Annotated in this window: 23 protein-coding genes; 5 read left to right on the top strand and 18 right to left on the bottom strand. The window is 66.0% G+C overall.

Features of this window, described 5'->3' with window-relative positions:
* Positions 1-2: 2 nt before the first annotated feature.
* From AC1D0O_RS02320 to AC1D0O_RS02235, 18 genes are all read right to left on the bottom strand, one after another.
* Entirely contained in the window at positions 3-680 is a 678-nt protein-coding gene (locus AC1D0O_RS02320; RefSeq protein ID WP_477651935.1) for an alpha/beta family hydrolase, read from the bottom strand.
* Between the two features lie 25 nt (positions 681-705).
* Positions 706-978: a YkvA family protein gene (locus AC1D0O_RS02315; RefSeq protein WP_477651934.1), complete on the bottom strand. Its 273-nt coding sequence runs from the start codon at positions 976-978 to the stop codon at positions 706-708.
* A 255-nt stretch (positions 979-1,233) separates the two neighbouring features.
* Positions 1,234-1,482 (bottom strand): hypothetical protein, encoded by a 249-nt coding sequence (locus AC1D0O_RS02310; RefSeq protein ID WP_477651933.1) that lies wholly within the window; start codon positions 1,480-1,482, stop codon positions 1,234-1,236.
* A 41-nt stretch (positions 1,483-1,523) separates the two neighbouring features.
* Positions 1,524-1,733 (bottom strand): hypothetical protein, encoded by a 210-nt coding sequence (locus tag AC1D0O_RS02305; protein WP_477651932.1) that lies wholly within the window; start codon positions 1,731-1,733, stop codon positions 1,524-1,526.
* 45 nt (positions 1,734-1,778) lie between these two features.
* Positions 1,779-2,528 carry a 2-keto-4-pentenoate hydratase gene (locus tag AC1D0O_RS02300; RefSeq protein ID WP_477651931.1) on the bottom strand — a complete coding sequence of 250 codons (750 nt, stop codon included), beginning with the start codon at positions 2,526-2,528 and terminating at the stop codon, positions 1,779-1,781.
* Between the two features lie 78 nt (positions 2,529-2,606).
* The gene (locus tag AC1D0O_RS02295; RefSeq protein WP_477651930.1) at positions 2,607-3,884 is read right to left on the bottom strand and encodes an amidohydrolase family protein; all 1,278 of its coding nucleotides are present in this window, start codon (positions 3,882-3,884) and stop codon (positions 2,607-2,609) included.
* 23 nt (positions 3,885-3,907) lie between these two features.
* On the bottom strand, positions 3,908-4,366 hold the full coding sequence (locus tag AC1D0O_RS02290) for a hypothetical protein (RefSeq protein WP_477651929.1): 459 nt from the start codon (positions 4,364-4,366) through the stop codon (positions 3,908-3,910).
* Between the two features lie 71 nt (positions 4,367-4,437).
* Complete coding sequence (locus tag AC1D0O_RS02285) at positions 4,438-5,172, bottom strand: GNAT family N-acetyltransferase (protein ID WP_477651928.1); 735 nt, start codon at positions 5,170-5,172, stop codon at positions 4,438-4,440.
* A complete protein-coding gene (locus AC1D0O_RS02280) occupies positions 5,172-6,104 on the bottom strand; it encodes an ABC transporter permease (RefSeq protein WP_477651927.1) in 933 nt (310 codons plus the stop codon). The genes AC1D0O_RS02285 and AC1D0O_RS02280 overlap by 1 nt, the downstream gene beginning before the upstream one ends.
* A gap of 142 nt (positions 6,105-6,246) precedes the next feature.
* Positions 6,247-7,308 carry an ABC transporter permease gene (locus AC1D0O_RS02275; protein WP_477651926.1) on the bottom strand — a complete coding sequence of 354 codons (1,062 nt, stop codon included), beginning with the start codon at positions 7,306-7,308 and terminating at the stop codon, positions 6,247-6,249.
* The gene (locus AC1D0O_RS02270; RefSeq protein WP_477651925.1) at positions 7,305-8,855 is read right to left on the bottom strand and encodes an ABC transporter ATP-binding protein; all 1,551 of its coding nucleotides are present in this window, start codon (positions 8,853-8,855) and stop codon (positions 7,305-7,307) included. Before AC1D0O_RS02270 ends, AC1D0O_RS02275 begins: the two co-directional genes overlap by 4 nt.
* On the bottom strand, positions 8,852-9,718 hold the full coding sequence (locus AC1D0O_RS02265; protein WP_477651924.1) for an alpha/beta fold hydrolase: 867 nt from the start codon (positions 9,716-9,718) through the stop codon (positions 8,852-8,854). The genes AC1D0O_RS02270 and AC1D0O_RS02265 overlap by 4 nt, the downstream gene beginning before the upstream one ends.
* Complete coding sequence (locus tag AC1D0O_RS02260; RefSeq protein ID WP_477651923.1) at positions 9,709-10,671, bottom strand: 5'-methylthioadenosine/S-adenosylhomocysteine nucleosidase; 963 nt, start codon at positions 10,669-10,671, stop codon at positions 9,709-9,711. The genes AC1D0O_RS02265 and AC1D0O_RS02260 overlap by 10 nt, the downstream gene beginning before the upstream one ends.
* Positions 10,672-10,696: 25 nt before the next feature.
* Positions 10,697-11,701: a BMP family protein gene (locus AC1D0O_RS02255; RefSeq protein WP_477651922.1), complete on the bottom strand. Its 1,005-nt coding sequence runs from the start codon at positions 11,699-11,701 to the stop codon at positions 10,697-10,699.
* Between the two features lie 47 nt (positions 11,702-11,748).
* Positions 11,749-12,390 (bottom strand): uracil phosphoribosyltransferase, encoded by a 642-nt coding sequence (upp, locus tag AC1D0O_RS02250; protein ID WP_477651921.1) that lies wholly within the window; start codon positions 12,388-12,390, stop codon positions 11,749-11,751.
* Between the two features lie 72 nt (positions 12,391-12,462).
* Entirely contained in the window at positions 12,463-13,755 is a 1,293-nt protein-coding gene (locus AC1D0O_RS02245; protein ID WP_477651920.1) for a URC4/urg3 family protein, read from the bottom strand.
* Positions 13,748-15,049 (bottom strand): GTP cyclohydrolase II, encoded by a 1,302-nt coding sequence (locus tag AC1D0O_RS02240; RefSeq protein WP_477651919.1) that lies wholly within the window; start codon positions 15,047-15,049, stop codon positions 13,748-13,750. The genes AC1D0O_RS02245 and AC1D0O_RS02240 overlap by 8 nt, the downstream gene beginning before the upstream one ends.
* Before the next feature lie 224 nt (positions 15,050-15,273).
* Entirely contained in the window at positions 15,274-16,800 is a 1,527-nt protein-coding gene (locus tag AC1D0O_RS02235) for a helicase HerA-like C-terminal domain-containing protein (RefSeq protein ID WP_477651918.1), read from the bottom strand.
* 88 nt (positions 16,801-16,888) lie between these two features.
* Here AC1D0O_RS02235 and AC1D0O_RS02230 point away from each other — a divergent pair, with 88 nt between their 5' ends.
* The 5 genes from AC1D0O_RS02230 to nadD are packed head-to-tail and all read left to right on the top strand — an operon-like array spanning position 16,889 to position 20,810.
* Positions 16,889-17,614, top strand: coding sequence for a YebC/PmpR family DNA-binding transcriptional regulator (locus tag AC1D0O_RS02230; RefSeq protein WP_477651917.1), 726 nt, complete (start codon positions 16,889-16,891; stop codon positions 17,612-17,614).
* A gap of 17 nt (positions 17,615-17,631) precedes the next feature.
* Positions 17,632-17,910 (top strand): hypothetical protein, encoded by a 279-nt coding sequence (locus tag AC1D0O_RS02225; protein WP_477651916.1) that lies wholly within the window; start codon positions 17,632-17,634, stop codon positions 17,908-17,910.
* On the top strand, positions 17,907-19,208 hold the full coding sequence (gene purD / locus AC1D0O_RS02220; protein WP_477651915.1) for a phosphoribosylamine--glycine ligase: 1,302 nt from the start codon (positions 17,907-17,909) through the stop codon (positions 19,206-19,208). Before AC1D0O_RS02225 ends, purD begins: the two co-directional genes overlap by 4 nt.
* A 52-nt stretch (positions 19,209-19,260) precedes the next feature.
* Entirely contained in the window at positions 19,261-20,181 is a 921-nt protein-coding gene (hemF, locus tag AC1D0O_RS02215; protein ID WP_477651914.1) for an oxygen-dependent coproporphyrinogen oxidase, read from the top strand.
* A complete protein-coding gene (gene nadD, locus AC1D0O_RS02210) occupies positions 20,178-20,810 on the top strand; it encodes a nicotinate (nicotinamide) nucleotide adenylyltransferase (protein WP_477651913.1) in 633 nt (210 codons plus the stop codon). Before hemF ends, nadD begins: the two co-directional genes overlap by 4 nt.
* The last annotated feature ends 19 nt before the right edge of the window (positions 20,811-20,829 follow it).

The raw sequence follows: 20,829 nt of genomic DNA, 5'->3' as shown, positions 1-20,829 counted from the left end.
AGCTAGCGCTTCGTCATCCACGCAGCCATGGCATCCAGCAGCTCCTCGCGCACCTGCGCATCGGTGCGGCCTGAACGCACCAGCACATGGAAGGCGTGGTCGGCGCCATCCACGATATGCAGGCTTGCCTTTTTGCCGAGGCTTGCCGTGGCCTGCGTGACCAGGTCCAGGTCGGCGAGGGCATCGCGCGTGCCTTGCAGAAAGAGCATGGGCAGTTGGACATCGTTCAGGTGCGCGGCGCGTTCGGCGGAAGGTTTGCCGGCCGGGTGCAGCGGAAAGCCCACCAGCACAAGGCCCTTCACGCCTGGCAAGGGCTCAGCCGCCTGCGCCTGCGTGCTCATGCGTCCACCGTAGGACTTGCCGCCGGCGAACAGCGGCACACCCGCAGGCATACGCTGCGCCGCTTCAGCGACTGCCGCCCGGATCGCCGCATGCGCCACGGCGGGAGAGTCCGGGCGTTTTGAGCCTTGTTCCATGAACGGAAAATTGAAGCGCAAGCTGGCAATGCCGCGTTCCGCGAGACCCTGGGCGATGGACGCCATGAAGGCGTGGTCCATGCCTGCGCCTGCGCCGTGGGCGAACACGTAGCAGGCCTTAATGCTGGCCGGCTTCTGCAGCAGGCCGGAAACGGTTGCGCCGGAGGGGAGGGCAATCGTCAGTGGAATGGGGCGTGTCGGCATCAAGGGAGAGCGTGCGCGGTTGAATTCATTCCTGGGGTTTTGCCGCAGGGTCGGCGATCCCGGGCGGCAGGCGGTTCAGCAGCCAGCGGATCGCCAGGGGGACCAGTACCAGGTCATCGACAATGCCGATGACGGGCAGGACGTCGGGGATGAGATCAATCGGCGAGAACAGGTAAAGCGCAATCGCCGCGGTACCCCATTTCAGCCAGGCGGGCGCTTCGGGGTGGCGCAGGGCCGTCCACAGCCGCCGTGCATCGCCGCGTATCAGAACCCAGAGCAGGGTCAGGCGTTTGAACATGAATACTCCTCGGGTGAAGGTGCAAGCCCGGTGGGCCGCTGGCATCCAGATGGCGCTGCTTGTATGGGCTGCAAGGGCACTGACAGGGCGTTACATTCGCGCGCCGGCGTGCGGATTGTTCTTTCTTGCTCCTTCCCCCTTTGGGGGAAGGTTGGGATGGGGGCTCGCGGCGTGTGATGACACCGCCGCTTTGGGTTGGAGGCCGGTTGGCCCCCATCCCTGCCTTCCCCCAGCGGGGGAAGGGGTAAGAGGAGGTCAGTGCGCCAGATCGGCCACCAGCTTGTTGGCCGCCTGGACAGCCTCCTCGCGCGTGGGCCAGGTCCTTTCGGCGCTGTCGTGCAGGGGCGGCAGCGATTCAATATGCACCACGTCGATGTACCAGGGGCCGTCAGGGAGGTGGCACAGCCTGGCCATGTAATGCCTGCCGTTTGCAACGCCGGGGACATATTCCTCAATCGGTTCCGGCTCTTCTGCTTCTTCCACTTCTTCTGGTTCGGGGTTCATCGGCTTTCTTTCCAAATCCCGATTATCCGCAAAGGGTGCGGCTAATCCTTGAGGTCCACGTTTAGCGCCGCGAGCTTTTTGGCGTAAGCGTCCCTGCGTTTGGCGGCTTTTTCCGCAGTCTCGACGGCCATCTGGATCGCCTTGGGTCCTTTGGCGGCAACGGTTTTAATCAGGCCGAATTTGTAGGCGGCCTCTGCCTCCGCCTTTCGGTAAGTGGCGATGAGCTCGGCGTGGGCAATAGATGAATTCACGGAGTACCTTTTTGCTGACTTTACGGGCTCTACTGGCTACCTGCCCTAAGCTTCAAAACGCAACTCTACCGCGCCGACGCCCGCTATGTCACCACGCACGGTCGCATCCATGGGGGCGTTCAGCAGGCCGGTACAGGAGCCGGTGGTCACGATCTGGCCTGCTCTAAGCGGCTGTCCACGTTCGGCGCAGTGCAGCGCCAGCCAGGACAGCAGGCGCCAGACGTCTTGCGCCGGATTTCCGCCGCGGGTGTGGGCGGCGGATGTCGCGCCAAAACTCAGCGACGCCTCTACCGTGCGCAAGTCAACTTGTGCAGGCGTTAACGCCGACGGGCTGCCCAGCACCAGCGCACCGTGGCATTGCAGGTCGGCCAGCTGGGCCAGCGGGTCGGCGGTTTGCCCATCGGCCAGGCGGCTTTCCACAACTTCCATTACCGGCAGCACCGCGTCAAAGGCTTGGGCCAGTTCGGCGGGTTCCAGCAATTTGCCTTGGGGGTCGAGGTCGCGGCCCAGCCGGAAAGCGACTTCCACCTCGACACAGCGCCATCGCCAGGCAGGGCCTGTCAGCGTGACGCCCGAGGCATGGACGCCCGATGCGGGCAGCGGTGCGCAATGCGGCTCGACTTGCGGGCCTTTGGCGCCTACCTTCCAGCCGGCGATGGGGCCCATGGCTGCGAGTGTCGCGTCCTGAATCGCGTAGGCGCCGGCGCGGTCGGTGGGAACGATGCAGCGCCAGGGCACGGCGGGGCCGCCGGTTCGGGCGGCGATCAGTTGTTGCGCGGCTTGTAAGGGGGTCATGCGGATCGCAGCCTGATTTCTTCAAGGTCAAAGTGGCTCTTTGCACTTTTACCTTGAAGATTCAATCACGGCACAGGCCTATCGAGAAACCATAAAACCAGTCGTCACCGGCCGGCCCGGCAGCGACAACTGTGCAGAGACTTCGGGCGTCTGCGCCAGCAACATTCCCTTCTTCCACACCTTCAGCCGGTTCGCTCGCAGCCGTATCGCCTCCACCGCATCCCGCGCCTGCAGCAGCACAAAACTCGCATCGCAACCCACGTCCAGGCCATAGCCCTGCAGGTGCATGACCTTGGCGGCATTGACGGTCACCGCATCAAAACACTGGCGTATGCCTTTCTGGCTGGTCATCTGGGCCACGTGCAGGCCCATGTGGGCGACTTCCAGCATGTCGGCGCTGCCCATGCCGTACCAGGGGTCCATCACGCAGTCGTGGCCGAAGGCGACGTTGACGCCTGCGGCCATGAGTTCGGGCACGCGGGTCATGCCGCGGCGTTTGGGGTAGGTGTCGTGGCGGCCTTGCAGGGTGATATTGATCAAGGGGTTGGCGATGATGCTGACGCCGCTTTCGGCGATCAGGGGCAGCAGCTTGGAGACGTAGTAGTTGTCCATGCTGTGCATCGACGTGCAGTGGCTGCCATTGGCGCGGCCCTGCAGGCCCAGGCGCTGGGTTTCATACGCCAGGGTTTCGATGTGGCGCGACAGCGGGTCGTCGGATTCGTCGCAGTGCATGTCGACCAGCAGGCCGCGTTCGGCAGCGATCTCACAGAGCAGCTTCACGCTGGCGGCGCCGTCGGCCATGGTGCGTTCAAAGTGCGGGATGCCGCCGACCACGTCCACGCCTTTGGCTAGCGCGCGCTTGAGGTTCTCGACGCCGCCCTGGCTGCGCAGCACGCCGTCCTGCGGGAAGGCGACCAGTTGCAGGTCGATATAAGGGGCAACCTGTTTCTTGACTTCGAGCAGCGCATCGACCGCCAGCAGGCTGGCGTCGCTGGTGTCGACGTGGCTGCGGATTGACAGCAAGCCTTTGGCGACGGCCCAGTCGCAGTAGGCGAGGGCGCGTTCGATGATGGCTTCGGCCGTCAGCAGCGGTTTGAGTTCGCCCCACAGCGCGATGCCTTCCAGCAGCGTGCCGCTTTCATTGACGCGCGGCAGGCCGTAGCTCAGTGTGGCGTCCATGTGGAAGTGGGGGTCTACGAAGGGCGGGCTGAGCAGGTAGCCGGCGGCGTCTATGGTTTCTTTGGCCGGTGCTTGCAGGCCGGCTTCGACGGCGGTGATCTTGCCGTTTTGCACGCCGATGGACATGTTGCTGCGGCCGTCGGGCAGGGTGGCGTGGGTGATGAGGAGGTCTAGCATGGCAGTGGGCCTTGTGTGGGGTGTCAGCGGGCGCGCTGAGTGCGGTAGCGGTACTGGCCGTTGGCCGGACCGACTTCGATGGTGATGCGGCGTAGCTTGTCGTCATGCCCTGAGGAGGCGCGTGCCGTGAGCACGATGCCGCCGGGTGTCGCGCGGCAAGTAAGGCCGCTGAGCGCGATCTCCGAATGGTCGTTGTTCATCTCCGCGATCCCCACCGTGTGCTCGGCATGCAGGCTGCCGTTGGCGTCACGCGTCATCCATTGAACATAAAGAAAAGATTGTGCGTACTGGTCGGCGTGCAGAACGCGATAGGTCCCCTGCTTGTCTTTGCCCCATGTCCCGCACATCCGTACCCAGCTGACCGCGTCGGGCGTCTTGAAGGTGTCGTAACTGTAGTTGCTGCCGAGTGCCTGCGCACTCGCGCAGGCCAGCGCCAGCAAGGCCGCCAGCAGCGCGCCCCGAGGGGTGATGATCCTTGCCATCAACGCTCCCCTTTGCGATACGGTTTCATCCAGGCGTGGGTGACGAGGAGGTCTGGCATGGCGTGGGCCTTTCAGCTGCGATTTTTCGGGGTCGCGGCCCAGCGTGCGCGAGGCAGGCGGTACACACAGCAGCGCCGTTCAGGATTGTCCGCGGGATAAGCCCAGTGGTCGAATTCGTAGTCAGGGCTTTCCTGCATGCCCAGGCGCTGCATGACGGCGCGCGAACGGGTGTTGCGCAGCGTCGTCATCGCGACGATCTCTTCCAGGCCCAGGGACTCGAAACCGGCGCGCAAGGCCATACGGCCTGCCTCGCTGGCCAAGCCCAGGCCCCAGAAACGCCGCGCGAGCCGCCAGCCCACTTCCACGCAAGGGCCGAGCGGAAATTGCGGGTCTGGAATATTGAGGCCGGTGAAGCCGGCGAATTGCGGGGCCGGCGCTCCTTCGGCCAGGTAGTCCAGGGCCCAGAGTCCCCAGCCGCGCTCGCTGATCTTGCGGCTCATGCGGTCTATCCAGGCGTCGCTTTGCTCACGCGTGAGCACGGCCGGAAAGTGGCGCATGACCTCGGCATCGGCCGTCATGGCCGCAAACGGTTCGCGGTCGGCATCTTTCCAGGGGCGCAGCCGCAGGCGCGGGCTGGCCAGCAAGCTTGGTGCAATGGCGGCGGCACCGCCGGGCGCCCATTCGATGTTCTCGGCCTCGAGGCCGCCGCCCAAGGCGTCCAGCAGGAGCTGGCGCTCGGCTTGTTTGCGGGCGGTTTTTTCGTTAAGGAAAGCCGGATCGGCGCTTTCCGGTTTTCGGCTGCGCATCAGCGCTCACCCTTGCGATACGGTTTCATCAAGGCCTGAGGATACGCCGCCTTGCGCGCCACCAGCACCAGCGCGAGGATGGACAGCAGGTAGGGCAGCATCAGGTAGACCTGGTAGGGCACGTTGACCAGGCCCGAGGTCTGCAGGCGCAGCTGCAGCGTGTCAAAAAACGCGAACAGCAGCGCGCCCAGCAGGGCCTTGCCGGGCCGCCAGGAGGCGAACACCACCAGCGCCACGCAGACCCAGCCACGGCCGTTGACCATGTTGAAGAAAAAGGCGTTAAAGGCCGAGAGCGTGAGGAAGGAGCCGGCCACACCCATCAGGGCCGAGCCGGCGACGATGGCCGCCGTGCGTGTGGCCGCGACGGAGACGCCCTGGCCTTCGGCGGCCTGCGGGTTCTCGCCGACCATGCGGATGGCCAGGCCGGCCGGCGTTCGGTAGAGCAGCCAGGCGACCAGCGGCACCAGGGCCAGGGCCAGCAGGGTGAGCGGGGTTTGTGCGGCCAGTATGTCCAGACCCGTGCCGTCCAGCCAGTGCATGGGTGCGAAGGGCGTGACCGTGGGTGGCGTGTCGACCTTGGGGAAACTCACGCGGTAGCCGTAATAACTGAGCGAAGTTGCGAGCAGGGTGATGCCCAGGCCGGCGACGTGCTGCGACAGCGCCAGGCCCACGGTGAGAAAGGCATGCAGCAGGCCGAAGGCTGCGCCGGTCAGCGCCGCCACGGCCACGCCCAGCCACAGCGGCGCACCGGCGTACACGGTCAGCCAGCCGCTGAAGGCGCCGGCGACCATGATGCCTTCGATGCCGAGGTTGAGCACGCCGGCACGCTCGCAGAGCAGCACGCCGAGTGTGCCGAGGATCAAAGGCGTGGCGATACGCAGGACCGCGATCCAGAAGGGCGCGGCGGCGAGGATGTCGAGAAGCTCGCTCATGACGTCAACTCTGGGTGTGAACTCCCTCCTCCTCTGGGGGAGGGCAGGGGTGGGGGCCGACGGCCGTGTTGGCGCAGGCAGCCCCCATCCCAGCCTTCCTCCAGAGGGGGAAGGAGTGAATACCAAAGCGGATGAGGGGACTTCATTTGATCCGCAGCCGGTATTGCGTCATCAGCGTCGCCACCAGCACCGAAATCAGCGAAGCCGCGACGATGACGTCGGCGATATAGGTGGGCACGCCGACCGCGCGGCTCATGGTGTCGGCGCCCACCAGCACACCGGCCACAAACACGGCGGCGGCGATCACGCCCAGGGGGTTGAGGGCGGCCAGCATGGCGATGACGATGCCGGTGTAGCCGTAGCCGGGCGACATGTCCAGCGTGACGTAGCTGGTGCGGCCGGCCACCTCGATGGCGCCGGCCAGGCCCGCGAGCGCGCCCGAGAGTAAGGCGACCAGCACCACGGTGCGCGTGACGGGCACGCCGGCAAAAGCCGCCGCCCGGGCGTTGGCGCCCATGGCGCGTATGTCAAAACCCAGCACGGTGTATTTAAGCAGGGCCCACAGCGCCACGGCCAGGCCGCAGGCCCAGAACAAGCCGGTGTGGATGCGCGTCTGTTCGATCAGCTTGGACAGCTCCAGGTCGCCCAGCAGCGCCACGCTTTGCGGCCAGCCCATGGCGGTCGGGTCTTTCATGGGGCCGTCGAGCATGACCGAGACAAACAGCAGCATCACGAAATTGAGCAGCAGGGTGGTGACGACCTCGTCGACGCCCAGCCGCGCTTTCAGCAGCGCCGGCCCCAGCAGCAGCAGGGCGCCGGCCAGCGCGGCGGCCACCATCATGAGGCCGAACAGCAGCCAGACGGGCAGCTCGAAGCCAGTGCCGCCATGCAGGCCGCCCACGGCCACGGCGGCCAGCGCGCCGGCATAGAGCTGGCCTTCGGCGCCTATGTTGAAGAGCCGCGCCTTGAAGGCCACGGTGGCGGCCAGGCCGGTGAGGATCAGCGGGATGGCGCGGGTCAGGGTTTCGCTGAGCGCGAAGACCGAACCAAAGCCGCCCTTGAACAGCAGGCTGTAGGTCTGCCCCAGCGGCGCGCCAGCCCACAGCACCAGCAGCGCGCTGACGAGCAGCGTGAAGGCGATCGCGCCGATGGGGGCCAGCAGCAGGGCAAGCTTGGAGACTTCGGTGCGCTTTTCCAGCCTCATACCGGCACCTCATGCGCGGCTTCGGCGCCGGCCATCGCCAGGCCAATCGCTTCCCGCGTCCAGGCTTCGCCCGGCAAGGCTTCAGTCAGTCGGCCCGCATGCATGACCGCAACCCTGTCGCCCAGCGCAATGACCTCGTCGAGGTCGTCGGAGATCACCAGTACGGCTGCGCCGGCATCGCGCGCGGCGATCAGCTGCTGCTGCACATAGGCAACGGCGCCTATGTCCAGGCCCCAGGTCGGCTGGTGGGCGATGATCAGTTGGGGTGGCTTCGGAGCGGCTTCTGTCGAAGGAGCAACCAGCGCTCGCCCGAGGATCAGCTTCTGCATATTGCCGCCCGACAGCGAACGCGCGGCCGTGTGCGGCCCGCCGCCGCGCACGTCGAACTCGCGCACGATGCGTGCCGCATGGGCTTGCGCGGCCTGGCGCTTGACCCACAGCGCGCTCGAAAACGCGGGGCTGCGCAGGCGCTCGGACACGGCGTTTTCCCAGACGCTGAGGTCGCCGACCACACCGACGCCGTGCCGGTCTTCAGGGATGCGCGCCACCCCTTGCGCCACCAGCCAGGCCGGTGAGGCTTTCAAGGGCTGGCCCAGCAAGCTCACTGTGCCCCGGCTGGCCTGGCGCATACCGCACAGCAGTTCGGCCAGGGCGAGCTGGCCGTTGCCCGAGACACCGGCAATCGCGACGATCTCGCCGGCCTTGAGCTGCAGCGAGACGCTGTCGAGCCGGTCGCGGCCCGCGTCCGTCGTGCTCACGGCGTCCAGCGTGCAGACGGCCGCGCCCGTGGCCGGCGCGGGCCGGCGCTGTGCGGCCGCGACGGCATGGCCCACCATCCACTGCGCGAGCTGGGCCTGGCTGGTGCCGGCGGCCGGCGCCTGGGCCACCAGCTTGCCGGCGCGCAGCACGGCCACACGCTGCGAGACACGCAGCACCTCGGCCAGCTTGTGGCTGATGAAGATGATGGAAAGGCCTTGGGCCACCATCTGGCCCAGGGTGTCGAACAGCGCCTCGCTCTCCTGCGGTGTCAGCACGGCCGTGGGTTCGTCGAGGATCAGGATGCGCGCGCCGCGGTACAAGGCCTTGAGGATTTCGACGCGCTGGCGTTCACCGACCGAGAGGCTGCCGACCTTGGCCTCGGGCGCGACCGGCAGGCCGAAGCGCTGCGCCACGTCCAGCAGTTTTGCGCGTGCGGCGCCGCGCCGCGAAAACGGCTGCCACAGCGGTTCGCTGCCCATCATCACGTTGTCGAGCACGCTGAGGTTGTCGGCCAGCGTGAAATGCTGGTGCACCATGCCGATGCCGGCATCCAGCGCCGCGCGCGGGTTGCCGGGCGGCAACGGCCGGCCGAAAGCTTCGATGCTGCCTTCATCGGCCGTGTAGTGGCCGAACAGGATGGACACCAGCGTGGATTTGCCCGCGCCGTTCTCGCCGAGCAGCGCGAGGATCTCACCGGCGTGCAGGTCGAGCGAGATCGCGTCGTTGGCGAGCAGCGGGCCGAAGCGTTTGGTGATGCCGTTGAGGCGAAGGACGGGAATTGCTGTCACGGTATGGCTCCTTCCCCCGCTGGGGGAAGGCTGGGATGGGGGCCGGCGGCGTTTGATGTTGCGCCGTGTGTGTTTGCAGGCCGCAGGCCCTCACCCCAACCCTCTCCCAGGGGGAGAGGGAGTGAAGAGGGGGAGCGCGGCGCTGAAGAAGCCAGCTTGCCGCAGAAGGCCTGAATCGCGAGGGCGGCAGGCGCCGCCGAGGCCTGCAAAAGGCAATGCGGGCCGTCAAGCCTGACGACTTCTATGGCCGGGAGGTTTTGCTTCAAAGATTCAGCCGCCGAGCCTGGAACAACCCTGTCCTGTTTTGCCTGCAGGTACATCACCGGCACGTCGATCTGCTTGAGCTGGTCCCTCACATCCACCCGGAGAACTTCCTGTATCCGCCTGATCATGGTTTGCGGTGACAGCTGGCGCAGGGCCTGTTCCAGCATGAGCCTGCGCGCGGGCGGCGCAAATCCGCCGAGCAGAAAAGGGGCGACGACGCGGGTCAGCGCATGCGGCGGAATTCTCCGGAACAGCGGGTTGTCCGCCACGGAGGAGAGAAAAGACAAGGCAGGGCGGGGAGTTTTCGCGAAGGTGCAGGACAGGATGAGCCCGCGCAAGCCGGCTGGCCGCTCGGCTGCAATGGAGATGGCCAGCGGCCCGGAAAAGGATTCGCCGAGCAAGACAAAGGGCGCGGAAGTCAGGCGCGCCAGGACGAGTTTCTGGAGTTCCTCGTAGCCCAGCGCCTCATTCCCTGGGTAGCGCACGACCTCGACCGGCAAGGATGGCGACAGTGCTTTGAGCAAAGGGCTAAACAAATCCCCCGTGCCATCCATTCCCGGCAGCAGGACGAGCCGCAACGGCGCCATCGCTACTTCCACGCGGACAGGAACGCCAGCAGCACCTTGGCCGAATTGTCCGCGGCGATATTCATGAAGGTCACCATCTCATTGGCGCCTTCGCCGCCGCCGGCCAGGTCGCTGAGGGAGCGGAACGCGATGTAGGGCACGCCGTTGCTGTAGGCCACCATGCCGACGGCGGCGGTTTCCATGTCGAGCACATTGGCGCCAAAGGTCTTGAAGGTGTATTCGCGGAAGGCGGCGTTGTCGACGAAGGCCTGGCCGGAGACGCCGTTGCCGCCGACCAGGAGTTGCGGCTTGTGCGTCAGGCAGACGCCGGCATTGCAGGATTCCAGCGCGATAGGGCCCAGGCCGCGGGCTACGGCCAGCATGCGCGGGTCGACCTCGAACCAGAACTTGCGCACCGGCGCCGGGCTGGCGGCCGTGCGGGTTTCGACGGGGCGCGGGTGCAGCATGCCGTAGGGCGCCAGGGTCTGGGCTTCCATGCGCGGCGGGATGGCGAATTGGCCGGGTGCGGTTTCGCGCGCCATCAACACCTCGAGGTACTGGCCCCACTGGGCCGGCACATTGACGTCGCCGATGTGCAGGCCGGGGTTGACGCCGCCGGCAATGCCGCTGAAGACGATGCTGTGGACGTTGAAGCGGTCCAGCACGAGTTGCGTGTTCATGGACGCATTGACCATGCTGATGCCGGAGAGAAACAGCACGACGGGTTTGCCCTGCAGCGTGCCGGTGTGGAAGTCGACACCGTTGATGCGGTGCCGCGCGGGCGCCTGCAACTGCCGCAGCAGCAAGGTGAGTTCAGGCTGGAAGGCCGACATCACCGCGATGCGCGGGGTTTCATCCAGCCGCACCGGCGTGCCGGTGTCGGGCCGGGTGGCGCAGCCGGCCAGGCTCAGGGCCAGAAAGCCGGCGATGGCAAAAGCCACCAGCCGGGACGGGAGCGCGCGCCGCCAGTCAAACTGAGAATGCATACGGCACGCCTTTCGGGTTCAGCGATTATTTGGTCGTGGACTTGGGCTGGTTGTCGTCGACCTTGATGGTGGCCTTGCCGTCGAGGATGTCTTTTTCCTTGGCCTTGACCTTGGCGACGATGTCGGCGGGGATCTTCTTCTCGAAGGTGCCCAGCGGGGCCAGTTCGGAGCCCTTGTGTTTCATCATGGAGTACGGGCCGTAGTCTTCGGCCTTGAACTTGCCTTCCTTGACCAGCTTGATGGCGCGGTCGATGCTCGGTTCCATGTTCCACAGGGCCGAGGCCACCACGGTGTCGGGGTATTTGTCTTGCGTGTTGATGACGTTGCCGATGGCGAGCTTGCCTTTTTCCTTGGCGGCGTCGCTGACGCCGAAGCGCTCGGCGTACATCACGTCCGCCCCTTTGTCGATCATCGCGAAGGCGGCTTCCTTGGCCTTGGGCGGGTCAAACCAGCTGTTGATGAAACTCACGCTGAACTCGACCTTGGGGTTGGTTTCCTTGGCGCCGGCCATGAAGGCGTTCATGAGGCGGTTGACTTCCGGGATCGGGAAGCCGCCGACCATGCCGATCTTGTTGGTTTTGGTGACGCCGCCGGCGATCATGCCGCTCAGGTAGGCCGGCTCCTGGATGTAGTTGTCGAACACCGAGAAGTTGGGCGCCTGCGGTTTGCCCGAGGATCCCATCAGGAAAGACACTTTCGGGAAATCCTTGGCGACTTTGCGGGCCGCGGCTTCGACGGCGAAGGCCTCGCCGACGATCAGCGTGTTGCCGGCCGTGGCGTATTCGCGCATCACACGTTCGTAGTCGGCATTCGACACGTTCTCGGTCGCCTTGTATTCAATCTCGCCGCGCGCCTCGGCGGCCTTCAGCGCTTTGTGCAGGCGGCTGACCCATTGCTGCTCGAAGGGCACGGTGTAGAGCGCGGCGACCTTGGTCTTGGCCTGGGCAAACGCCAGGCCGGGCAGGGCGATGGCGGCGGCGGTGGCCAGCAGCACGAGTTGGCGGCGCTTGAGGCGGGAGGCTTGAAACATGGGACTCTCCGGGTTGGTGGGTTCAGGTTCAGTTGGGGAATCGGGGGTTATTTGGTGCCGAAGATGCGGTCCCCGGCGTCGCCTAGGCCCGGCAGGATGTAGCCGTGGCTGTTGAGTTCACGGTCAATCGCCGCCGTGTAGATCGGCACATCGGGATGCGCGGTCTGCAATGCCTTGATGCCTTCGGGGCAGGTCAGCAGGCAGACGAACTTGATGGACTTGGGGTTCAGTTCCTTGAGTCGCTCGACGGCCGCGATGGCCGAGTTGCCGGTGGCCAGCATGGGGTCGACGACCACGATGTCGCGCTCTTCCATGTCGTGCGGCATCTTGAAGTAGTACTCGACGGCCGTGAGCGTCTTCGGGTCGCGGTACAGGCCGACGTGGCCCACGCGCGCGCCGGGTACCACGCTGAGCATGCCTTCGAGAATGCCGTTGCCGGCGCGCAGGATGGAGACGAACACCAGCTTCTTGCCGTCTATGACCCTGGAGGTGGTTTTTTCGAGCGGGGTTTCGATCTCGATGTCCTGCATGGGCATGTCGCGCGTGACCTCATAGGCCATCAGCATGCTGAGCTCGTTGAGAAGTGTGCGGAAGGTGTTGGTGGAGGCGTCCTTGCGGCGCATCAGGGTGAGCTTGTGCTGCACCAGGGGGTGGTCTATCAGGTGAACTTTGCTGGGCTGGATGGTCATGTGCGTGTGTGCCTCTTTGATCTTGTCTTTATTGATCGTTGCTCTTGTTCCGGCAGGCTTTCCGGAAAAATTTCAGAAAACCGTGCCGTCGCTTTCGATGTTCAGGGGCGGCAAGCCTTGATGCAATTGCTGTGCCAGTGCGCGCCCCGCGGCCCAGGTGCCGCCTTCGAGCACACAGGCCAGCGGCATCTGTTCGGCCGTCAATCCTAACTGCTCGCGCACCAGCGGCGCGAGTTCGTCGAGCAGGGCGACCGTGAGGGCGCGCCATTCGACGATGAGTTCGTCGCCAGCCTGGTGCAGGCGGCCGGCCTGGGCCGGATCCTTGAGCAGCAGCACGCCGGCGTCCAGGAACAGGCCGCCATTGCGGTACTCGGGCAGGCCGGTGAGGGCGTCCAGGCCGTTGACCTGCACGCCGGCCCATTCAAAGGGCTCAAGCAGCGAATAGGTGAGCCACTGCGAAAGTTTGTGGAAGGGCATCCAGCCCTGGCTGGGCCCGCCGTCGGCCTCGCCGGCCGCCGGGTGCCGCCAGCAGTCGCCCAATGGGATGCTGCCCAGCAGGTTCTGCGCGGGCCAGATGGACGACAGGCCGGTCAGCAGGATGGACAGCAGCTCATGCGCCTCGACGGTGTTTTTGCCGGGCAGCACCAGCACCTCGAACAGGTGGCCGGGGCGGCCGCGCGGACCGAAGAGCGCGGGCTGGTCCTGCAGGGCCTGGCCCAGGCGGCGCAGCAGCGCGGCGCGGCCTTCAAGGCCGACCAGCGGATTGCCCTCGGTGACCTGGAAGGCGGCGGCGAGTTGTTCGGCGGTGACGGCCTTGAGGCCCGCGGCATCGGCCTGCAACGGGTACTGCGGGTCGCTGGAGAACATACCGGCCATGAAGGCGTGGAAGCTGGCCACGCCCAGGCCTTCGGAGCGGCTGTATTCGCAGCCGGGCCGCTCGCCTTGGGCGGCTTCAAGGTAGCGCCACTGCGGGCCGGCGCCGGCGTCGAGCAGCACGCTGATGAGCGCCAGGTCGATCTGGGCTCGTGCGCGGCCGGCCGCCGTGGCGGAGCCCAGCGCTTCACTGAGCAGGGCCGGGCGGTCGATGCCGCCGGCCTCGAAATGCCGCCAGCGCGAGTGGTAGGGAATGTCCAGGGTTGGGTAGCGGGCGCGCGTGATCTCGGCGACCAGCCCCGCGGCGGTGGACAGCGCGCCGTCGTTGACGCTGAACCAGGCCGATTCGCCGCGGCGCGCGCGGGCCAACAAGGCGGCGGCGCGCGCGCGTATGGTGGCGGTGGATCGCAGTTCGGTGGCGGCGCCTATGCCGCGCAGGTTACCGGCGATGGTGTAAGCGGCATTGACAGGAGGCGTGGTGGCTTCAGGCATCCAGCCCCCGGCCCTTGGCTTTTTTGAGTTCCTCGGCATCGGGCACGGCGCCGGGCGTGAAGTAGCCGGCGGCCATCTTGGCGTCCATTTCGACCTGGGCGTCGGCGGGAATCATGTGGTCGGGGATGTTGACGCGCTCGACGACCTCGATGCCGGCGCGCGTAATGGCGTCGTATTTCATGTTGCTCATGGACACCAGGCGGTGGATTTTCCGGATGCCCAGCCAGTTCAGCACGTCGGGCATGAGTTCCTGGAAGCGCATGTCCTGCACGCCGGCCACACATTCGGTGCGGGCGAAGTACTGGTCGGCGGTGTCGCCGCCGACCTGGCGCTTGCGGGCGTTGTAGACCAGGAACTTGGTGACCTCGCCGAGCGCGCGGCCTTCCTTGCGGAAATAGGACACCAGGCCGACGCCGCCGCGTTGCGCGCCCTGGATGCATTCCTCGATGGCGTGCGTGAGGTAGGGGCGGCAGGTGCAGATGTCGGAGCCGAAGACGTCCGAGCCGTTGCATTCGTCGTGCACGCGGGCGGTGAGTTCGATCTCGGGGTTGGCCAGGTCGCGCGGCTTGCCGAAGATATACGCGGTAAGGCCTCCGATAGGAGGAAGGAAGACCTCGAGGTCGCTGCGCGTGACGAGTTCGGGGTACATGCCGCCGGTTTCCTCGAACAGGACGCGGCGCAGGTCGGTCTCGCTGCAGCCGAAGCGCCGGGCCACCTCGGGCAGGTACCAGACCGGCTCGACCGCGACCTTGGTGACCATGGCCGCGCCGCCGGCCGTGAGGTATTTGCCGTCGGCCTTGAGGCGGCCGGACTGCAGGGCCTCGATGACCTCGGGCAGGATGACGTGGGCCTGCGTGACCGCGATGGTCGGGCGTATGTCGTAGCCGGCGGCCAGTTCGGCCGAGAAGACGTCGGCCACGGTGGCGCCCCAGGGGTCCATGGCGACGATGCGGCCGGGCTCGCTCCACTGCGGGTAGGGGCCGATGACGTCGGTGGGCGAGGTGTTGGTGAGGTCCGCCTTGTGTTTGGCCGACAGCGCACCCGAGGCGATGGCGAGCGCGCGGTAGACGCTGTAGGAGCCGCTGTGGGTGCCGATGACGTTGCGGTGGCTGCGTTTGGTGGTGGTGCCGACCACCGGCCCGCGCTCGGCCGGGGTGGCCGCGCCCCAATGGATGGGCAGCGCGCCTGAGCCGCCGGCGTGCGAGGTCAGCCTGATGTGGGAAGCGGGGGAAGCCGGTGAGGCAGGCGGGGAGGACTGAGGACCGGAAGACGGGGCAGCAACTTCAGCAGGCATTGCGTATCCTTCAAAAAAACCAATGTAGCGATGCGGGGCAGGCTTGACAAGCTTGTCCCCGCTGGCGGTCGCCAATTTGCGACAGGCGGTATTGCTCCTTCCCCCGCTGGGGGAAGGCTGGGATGGGGGCCTGTGCGGTGCTGGATGTTGCACCGCGTGTGTTCAAAGGCCGCTGGCCCTCACCCCACCCTCTCCCAGGGGGAGAGGGAGAAAGAGCATTCGCCTCAACGTTTCTTGCCGCCGAAGATGCTGCCCAGCACGCCGCGGATGATCTCGCGGCCCACGGCCGAGCCCATGGTGCGCACCGCCGACTTGGCCATGCTTTGCGCCAGGCCGTCGTGTTTGCCGCCGCGTGGGCCGGTGCTGCCGAAGAGCACGTCGTTGAGCCCGCCCATGATGCCGCCGGAATCGCTGGTGCCGGCCGCACCGCCCTGGGGCGCTTTGGCGGCTTCGGTGGCCGCCACTTCGGCCCGGCCCTTGATTTTTTCGTAGGCCGATTCGCGGTCCACGGTTTTTTCATAGACACCCGCGACCAGCGAACCCTGGAGCAGGGCCTGCCGCTGCGCCGGTGTGATGGGGCCGATCTGGCTGCCGGGCGGCAGCACATACACGCGTTCGGTGATGCCGGGCCGGCCCTTGGCGTCGAGCAGGCTGACCAGCGCCTCGCCGACGGCCAGTTCGGTGATGGCGGTCTCGATGTCCAGGCCGGGCTTTTGCCGCATGGTCTGCGCCGTGGCCTTGACGGCCTTCTGGTCGCGCGGCGTGAAGGCGCGCAGCGCGTGCTGCACGCGGTTGCCGAGCTGGGCCAGCACCGAATCGGGGATGTCCAGCGGGTTTTGCGTCACGAAGTAGACGCCGACGCCCTTGGAACGCACCAGGCGCACCACCAGTTCGATGCGCTCGACCAGAACCTTGGGCGCTTCGTTGAAGAGCAAATGCGCCTCGTCGAAGAAGAAGACCAGCTTGGGTTTTTCGGGGTCGCCGATTTCGGGCAGTTGCTCGAACAGCTCGGAGAGCATCCACAGCAAGAAGGTGGCATACAGGCGCGGCGAGTTCATGAGCTTGTCGGCGGCCAGGATGTTGATGACGCCCTTGCCGTCAACGGTTTGCATGAAGTCGCTGATGTTGAGCATGGGCTCGCCGAAGAACTTGTCGCCGCCCTGGCTTTCGACCTGCAGCAGGCCGCGCTGGATGGCGCCCACGCTGGCGGCGCTGACGTTGCCGTACTGGGTGGTGAACTCGCTGGCGTTGTCGCCCACGTACTGCAGCATGGCCCGCAGGTCTTTGAGGTCCAGCAGCAGCATGCCGTTGTCGTCGGCGATCTTGAACACCAGGTTGAGCACGCCGGCCTGGGTCTCGTTCAGGTTGAGCATGCGGCCCAGCAGCAGCGGCCCCATGTCGGAGACGGTGGCGCGCACCGGGTGGCCCTGCTCGCCGAAGACGTCCCACAGCGTGGCCGGGCAGGCCAGCGATTCGGGAATCTCTATGCCGCGCTCCTTGAGCACGCCGGCCATCTTGGCGCCTATGGTGCCGGCCTGGCTGATGCCGGTCAGGTCGCCCTTGACGTCGGCCATGAAGACGGGCACGCCGATTTTCGAGAAGTTTTCGGCCAGGGTCTGCAGCGTGACGGTCTTGCCGGTGCCGGTGGCGCCGGTGATCAGGCCATGGCGGTTCGCCAGGCCGGGCAGCAGTTCGCACTGGGTGTCGGCGTTGCGGGCGATGAGCAGGGGGAGGGCGGTGGTTTCGGCCATGGCGGTGTGGAGTGGGTGAAAAAGTAAAATGCGGTTTGTAGATTAAATCAATTAATCACCGAAAAGCATTGAATAAAGGGTTTCCGTCGTGGCTGGTCATAGTAAATGGGCGAATATTCAACACCGCAAGGGCCGCCAGGACGAAAAACGCCAGCGAATCTGGACGCGCGTGATGCGCGAGATCATGGTCGCGGCCCGCATGGGCGGCGGCGACCTGGGCATCAATCCGCGGCTGCGCCTGGCGGTGGACAAGGCCAAAGCGGCCAACATGCCCAGTGAAAACGTCAAATACGGCATCGCCAAGGCCACCGGCAGCCTGGAAGGCGTGCAGTACGAAGAGGTGCGCTACGAGGGCTACGGCATAGGCGGCGCGGCCATCATCGTCGACTGCATGACCGACAACAAGGTGCGCACCGTGGCCGAGATCCGCCACGCCTTTTCCAAGAATGGCGGCAATATGGGCACCGAGGGCTCGGTGGCCTTCCAGTTCAAGCACTGCGGCCAGCTGATTTTTGCACCCGGCACCAGCGAGGACAAGGTCATGGAAGTGGCGCTGGAGTCCGGCGCCGACGACGTGATCACGCATGAGGACGGCGCCATCGAGGTGCTCACACCCTACACCGGCTTCGAGGCCGTGCGCAACGCGCTGGAGGCCGCCGGGCTCAAGCCCGAAATCGCCGAAGTCACCATGCGCGCCGACAACACGATCGAGCTCGCCGGCGAGGACGCCCGCAAGATGCAAAAGCTGCTGGACGTGCTGGAAGACCTGGACGACACCCAGGACGTGTTCCACAATGCGGCCCTCGAAAACTGAAGCCCCGAGGTGAGATGATGGACGATTCCGAACGGCTGGCCCGCATTGAAACCCTGCTGCAGGAGGGCAACCGCCTGCGCGGCGAGGCGATCGCGCTGCAGAAGGAATCCCTGGAAGTGCAGAAGTCGCTGGTCGACGAAACCCGGGCCAACATCGTGAAGGCCGGCAAAGTCAACGACCAGGCACTGGACATTCAGCGCCGCGCCAGGGTGGCCGCCAAGGTTATTTTCGGCATCGTATTTGTTCTTGTTGTGTACCTCAGCTATTTGCTGTTTTTTAGATTGAACCTCCCGTGAAAGTTCTTGTTATTGGTGGCGGCGGCCGTGAGCACGCGCTGGCCTGGAAACTGGCCCAGTCCCCGAAAGTCCAGGCGGTCTACGTCGCGCCCGGCAACGGCGGCACGGCGCTCGATTCGCGGCTGGAAAACATCGCGATCACCGACGTGAAGGCGCTGCGCGAATGGGCGCTGGCCGAAAAGATCGCGCTGACCGTGGTCGGCCCCGAGCAGCCGCTGGCCGCCGGCATCGTCGATGAATTCCGCGCGCACGGCCTGCGGGTTTTCGGTCCGACCAAGGCTGCCGCGCAGCTGGAAAGCTCCAAGGCCTTTTCCAAGGCCTTCATGAAGCGCCACGGCATTCCCACGGCCGAATACGAAACCTTTACCGATGCGGCCGCGGCCCACGCCTACGTGGACGAAAAAGGCGCGCCCATCGTCGTCAAGGCCGACGGCCTGGCGGCCGGCAAGGGCGTGGTGGTGGCGATGACGCTGCACGAGGCGCACGAGGCCATCGAGTTCATGCTTGCGCCCAACCCGGACTTCAACCCGCTGGGCGTGACGCACAACGAGGGCGGCGCGCGCGTCGTCATCGAGGAGTTCCTGCAGGGCGAGGAAGCCAGCTTCATCGTGATGTGCGACGGCAAGAACGTGGCGGCCATGGCCACCAGCCAGGACCACAAGCGCCTGCTGGACGGCGACGAGGGCCCGAACACCGGCGGCATGGGCGCGTATTCGCCGGCACCGGTGGTCACGCCCGAGGTGCACGGCCGCGCCATGCGCGAGATCATCCTGCCGACCATCAAGGGCATGGAAAAAGACGGCATTCCCTTCACGGGTTTCCTGTATGCCGGCCTGATGATCGACGCCGAAGGCAAGCCCAAGACGCTCGAATTCAACTGCCGCATGGGCGACCCGGAAACCCAGCCCATCATGATGCGGCTCAAGACCGACCTCTATGACGTGATGATGGCGGCCACCTCGGGCGCGCTGGACCAGATCGAGCTCGATTGGGACCGCCGGCCCGCGCTGGGTGTGGTGATGGCCGCTCACGGCTACCCGCTGAACCCGCGCAAGGGCGACGCGATCCACGGCCTGGTCAAACCCGGCGACGCGCCCGAGGACGCCATGGTGTTCCACGCCGGCACGCGCAAGGAAGGCGACGCGACGCTGACCTCGGGCGGCCGCGTGCTCTGCGTGACGGCGCTGGGCAGCACGGTGAAAGCCGCGCAGCAGCGCGCTTATGAAGTGGCGCAAGGCATAGGCTTTGACGGCGCGCAGTATCGCAAGGACATCGGCTGGCGCGCGCTCAAGCCCTGATCACCGGACGGGTGCCGCTGCCCGGCGCCCGTTTCTTGGGGAACACCTCAGCATGACTACCGATATTTCAGGCGTTCGAGACTTTTTGCTGGCGCTGCAGCAGCGCATCACCCTGGCCATCTCTGCAATCGACGGCAGCCCTTTTGTGGCTGACCGCTGGCAGAAAGAGCCGGGCGAGGCGCTGCAGGGCAACGGGCTGACCATGATCCTGGAGCAGGGCAAGGTGTTCGAGCGCGCCGGCTGCGGCTTTTCGCATGTGCGCGGGCCCAAATTGCCGCCCTCGGCGACGCAGCACCGGCCCGAACTGGCCGGCGCACCGTTTGAGGCGCTGGGCGTTTCGCTGGTGTTCCACCCGCGCAATCCCTATGTGCCGACGGTGCACATGAACGTGCGCATGCTGGCCGCGGCGCCGGCCGCCAGCCCGGATGCGCCGGTCTGCTGGTTCGGCGGCGGCATGGACCTGACGCCGTACTACGGCTTCGAGGAAGACGCTGTGCATTTCCACCAGGCCTGCAAGGACGCGCTGGCGCCCTTCGGCGAGGACAAATACCCGCGCTTCAAGCAGTGGTGCGACGAGTACTTCTACCTCAAGCACCGGCAGGAGCAGCGCGGCATAGGCGGCGTGTTTTTCGACGATTTCCAGGAACTGGGCCCCGAGCGCAGCTTTGCCATGATGCAGGGCGTGGCGGACTCCTTCTTGCAGGCCTACCTGCCCATCGTGGAGCGGCGCAAGGACACGCCTTACGGGGAGCGCGAGCGCGAATTCCAGCTCTACCGCCGCGGGCGCTACGTGGAATTCAACCTGGTCTGGGACCGCGGCACGCATTTCGGCCTGCAGTCGGGTGGGCGCACCGAGTCCATCCTGATGTCCATGCCGCCGCTGGCGAGCTGGTCCTACCAGCGGGGCGTCGAGCCCGGCAGCCCTGAAGAGCGCCTGTACACGGCGTTTTTGCCGCGGCGGGACTGGGTTTGAACGCAAAGCCGCCTCCCGCGGGCAAACGCATCGGCGTCTTTGGCGGCGCTTTCGACCCGCCGCACAACGCCCACGTGGCCCTGGCCGGGGCGGCGGTCACGCAGTTTGGCCTGGACACGCTGTATGTGGTGCCCACGGGCCACGCCTGGCACAAGTCGCAGGCCCTGAGCGCGCCGGCCCACCGGCTGGCCATGGCCAGGCTGGCGTTCGAGCCCATTCCCCATGTGCGGGTGGACGAGCGCGAGGTGCAGCGCCCCGGGCCGACCTTCACGATAGACACACTCCTGGCCCTGCAGGCCGAGAATCCGGGCGCCCATCTCTACCTGTTTATAGGCGCCGACCAGTTCGCCGCCTTCCGGCAATGGCACCGATGGCAGGACATCCTTGACCTTGCTATAATTTGTATAGCTGGCCGCGCACAATCCATGCCGGCCGAGCCTCAGTTTGAGGCCTATGAAAGCCGCAGCAGCCGTTTTACCCTGCTCGATCTACCCCTGATGCCCGTGAGCGCCACCCAGATACGCCAGTTAACGGCTTCCGGCGCGGCCACGGCGGGGGAAATTACCCGGTTGGTCCCTGAAGCCGTTGCGCGTTATATTTCACTGCACCAGCTATACCGTTCCCATTAATTCCCTACCTTATCGAAGC

Source organism: Polaromonas sp. P1_F2 (genome assembly GCF_056405735.1).
The sequence above is the reverse complement of the archived record's forward strand: the minus strand, read 5'-3'. Positions and strand labels throughout refer to the sequence as shown.

Bases quoted from the DNA above. Each gene is read 5' to 3' on its own strand.
- AC1D0O_RS02275 (WP_477651926.1), bottom strand. From the start codon at position 7,308: ATGAGGCTGGAAAAGCGCACCGAAGTCTCCAAGCTTGCCCTGCTGCTG.
- AC1D0O_RS02235 (WP_477651918.1), bottom strand. From the start codon at position 16,800: ATGGCCGAAACCACCGCCCTCCCCCTGCTCATCGCCCGCAACGCCGAC.
- AC1D0O_RS02315 (WP_477651934.1), bottom strand. From the start codon at position 978: ATGTTCAAACGCCTGACCCTGCTCTGGGTTCTGATACGCGGCGATGCA.
- AC1D0O_RS02240 (WP_477651919.1), bottom strand. From the start codon at position 15,049: ATGCCTGCTGAAGTTGCTGCCCCGTCTTCCGGTCCTCAGTCCTCCCCG.
- upp (WP_477651921.1), bottom strand. From the start codon at position 12,390: ATGACCATCCAGCCCAGCAAAGTTCACCTGATAGACCACCCCCTGGTG.
- AC1D0O_RS02285 (WP_477651928.1), bottom strand. From the start codon at position 5,172: ATGCGCAGCCGAAAACCGGAAAGCGCCGATCCGGCTTTCCTTAACGAA.
- AC1D0O_RS02260 (WP_477651923.1), bottom strand. From the start codon at position 10,671: ATGCATTCTCAGTTTGACTGGCGGCGCGCGCTCCCGTCCCGGCTGGTG.
- AC1D0O_RS02255 (WP_477651922.1), bottom strand. From the start codon at position 11,701: ATGTTTCAAGCCTCCCGCCTCAAGCGCCGCCAACTCGTGCTGCTGGCC.
- AC1D0O_RS02225 (WP_477651916.1), top strand. From the start codon at position 17,632: ATGGACGATTCCGAACGGCTGGCCCGCATTGAAACCCTGCTGCAGGAG.
- AC1D0O_RS02300 (WP_477651931.1), bottom strand. From the start codon at position 2,528: ATGACCCCCTTACAAGCCGCGCAACAACTGATCGCCGCCCGAACCGGC.
- AC1D0O_RS02310 (WP_477651933.1), bottom strand. From the start codon at position 1,482: ATGAACCCCGAACCAGAAGAAGTGGAAGAAGCAGAAGAGCCGGAACCG.
- AC1D0O_RS02320 (WP_477651935.1), bottom strand. From the start codon at position 680: ATGCCGACACGCCCCATTCCACTGACGATTGCCCTCCCCTCCGGCGCA.
- AC1D0O_RS02245 (WP_477651920.1), bottom strand. From the start codon at position 13,755: ATGCCTGAAGCCACCACGCCTCCTGTCAATGCCGCTTACACCATCGCC.
- AC1D0O_RS02290 (WP_477651929.1), bottom strand. From the start codon at position 4,366: ATGGCAAGGATCATCACCCCTCGGGGCGCGCTGCTGGCGGCCTTGCTG.
- AC1D0O_RS02280 (WP_477651927.1), bottom strand. From the start codon at position 6,104: ATGAGCGAGCTTCTCGACATCCTCGCCGCCGCGCCCTTCTGGATCGCG.
- AC1D0O_RS02295 (WP_477651930.1), bottom strand. From the start codon at position 3,884: ATGCTAGACCTCCTCATCACCCACGCCACCCTGCCCGACGGCCGCAGC.
- hemF (WP_477651914.1), top strand. From the start codon at position 19,261: ATGACTACCGATATTTCAGGCGTTCGAGACTTTTTGCTGGCGCTGCAG.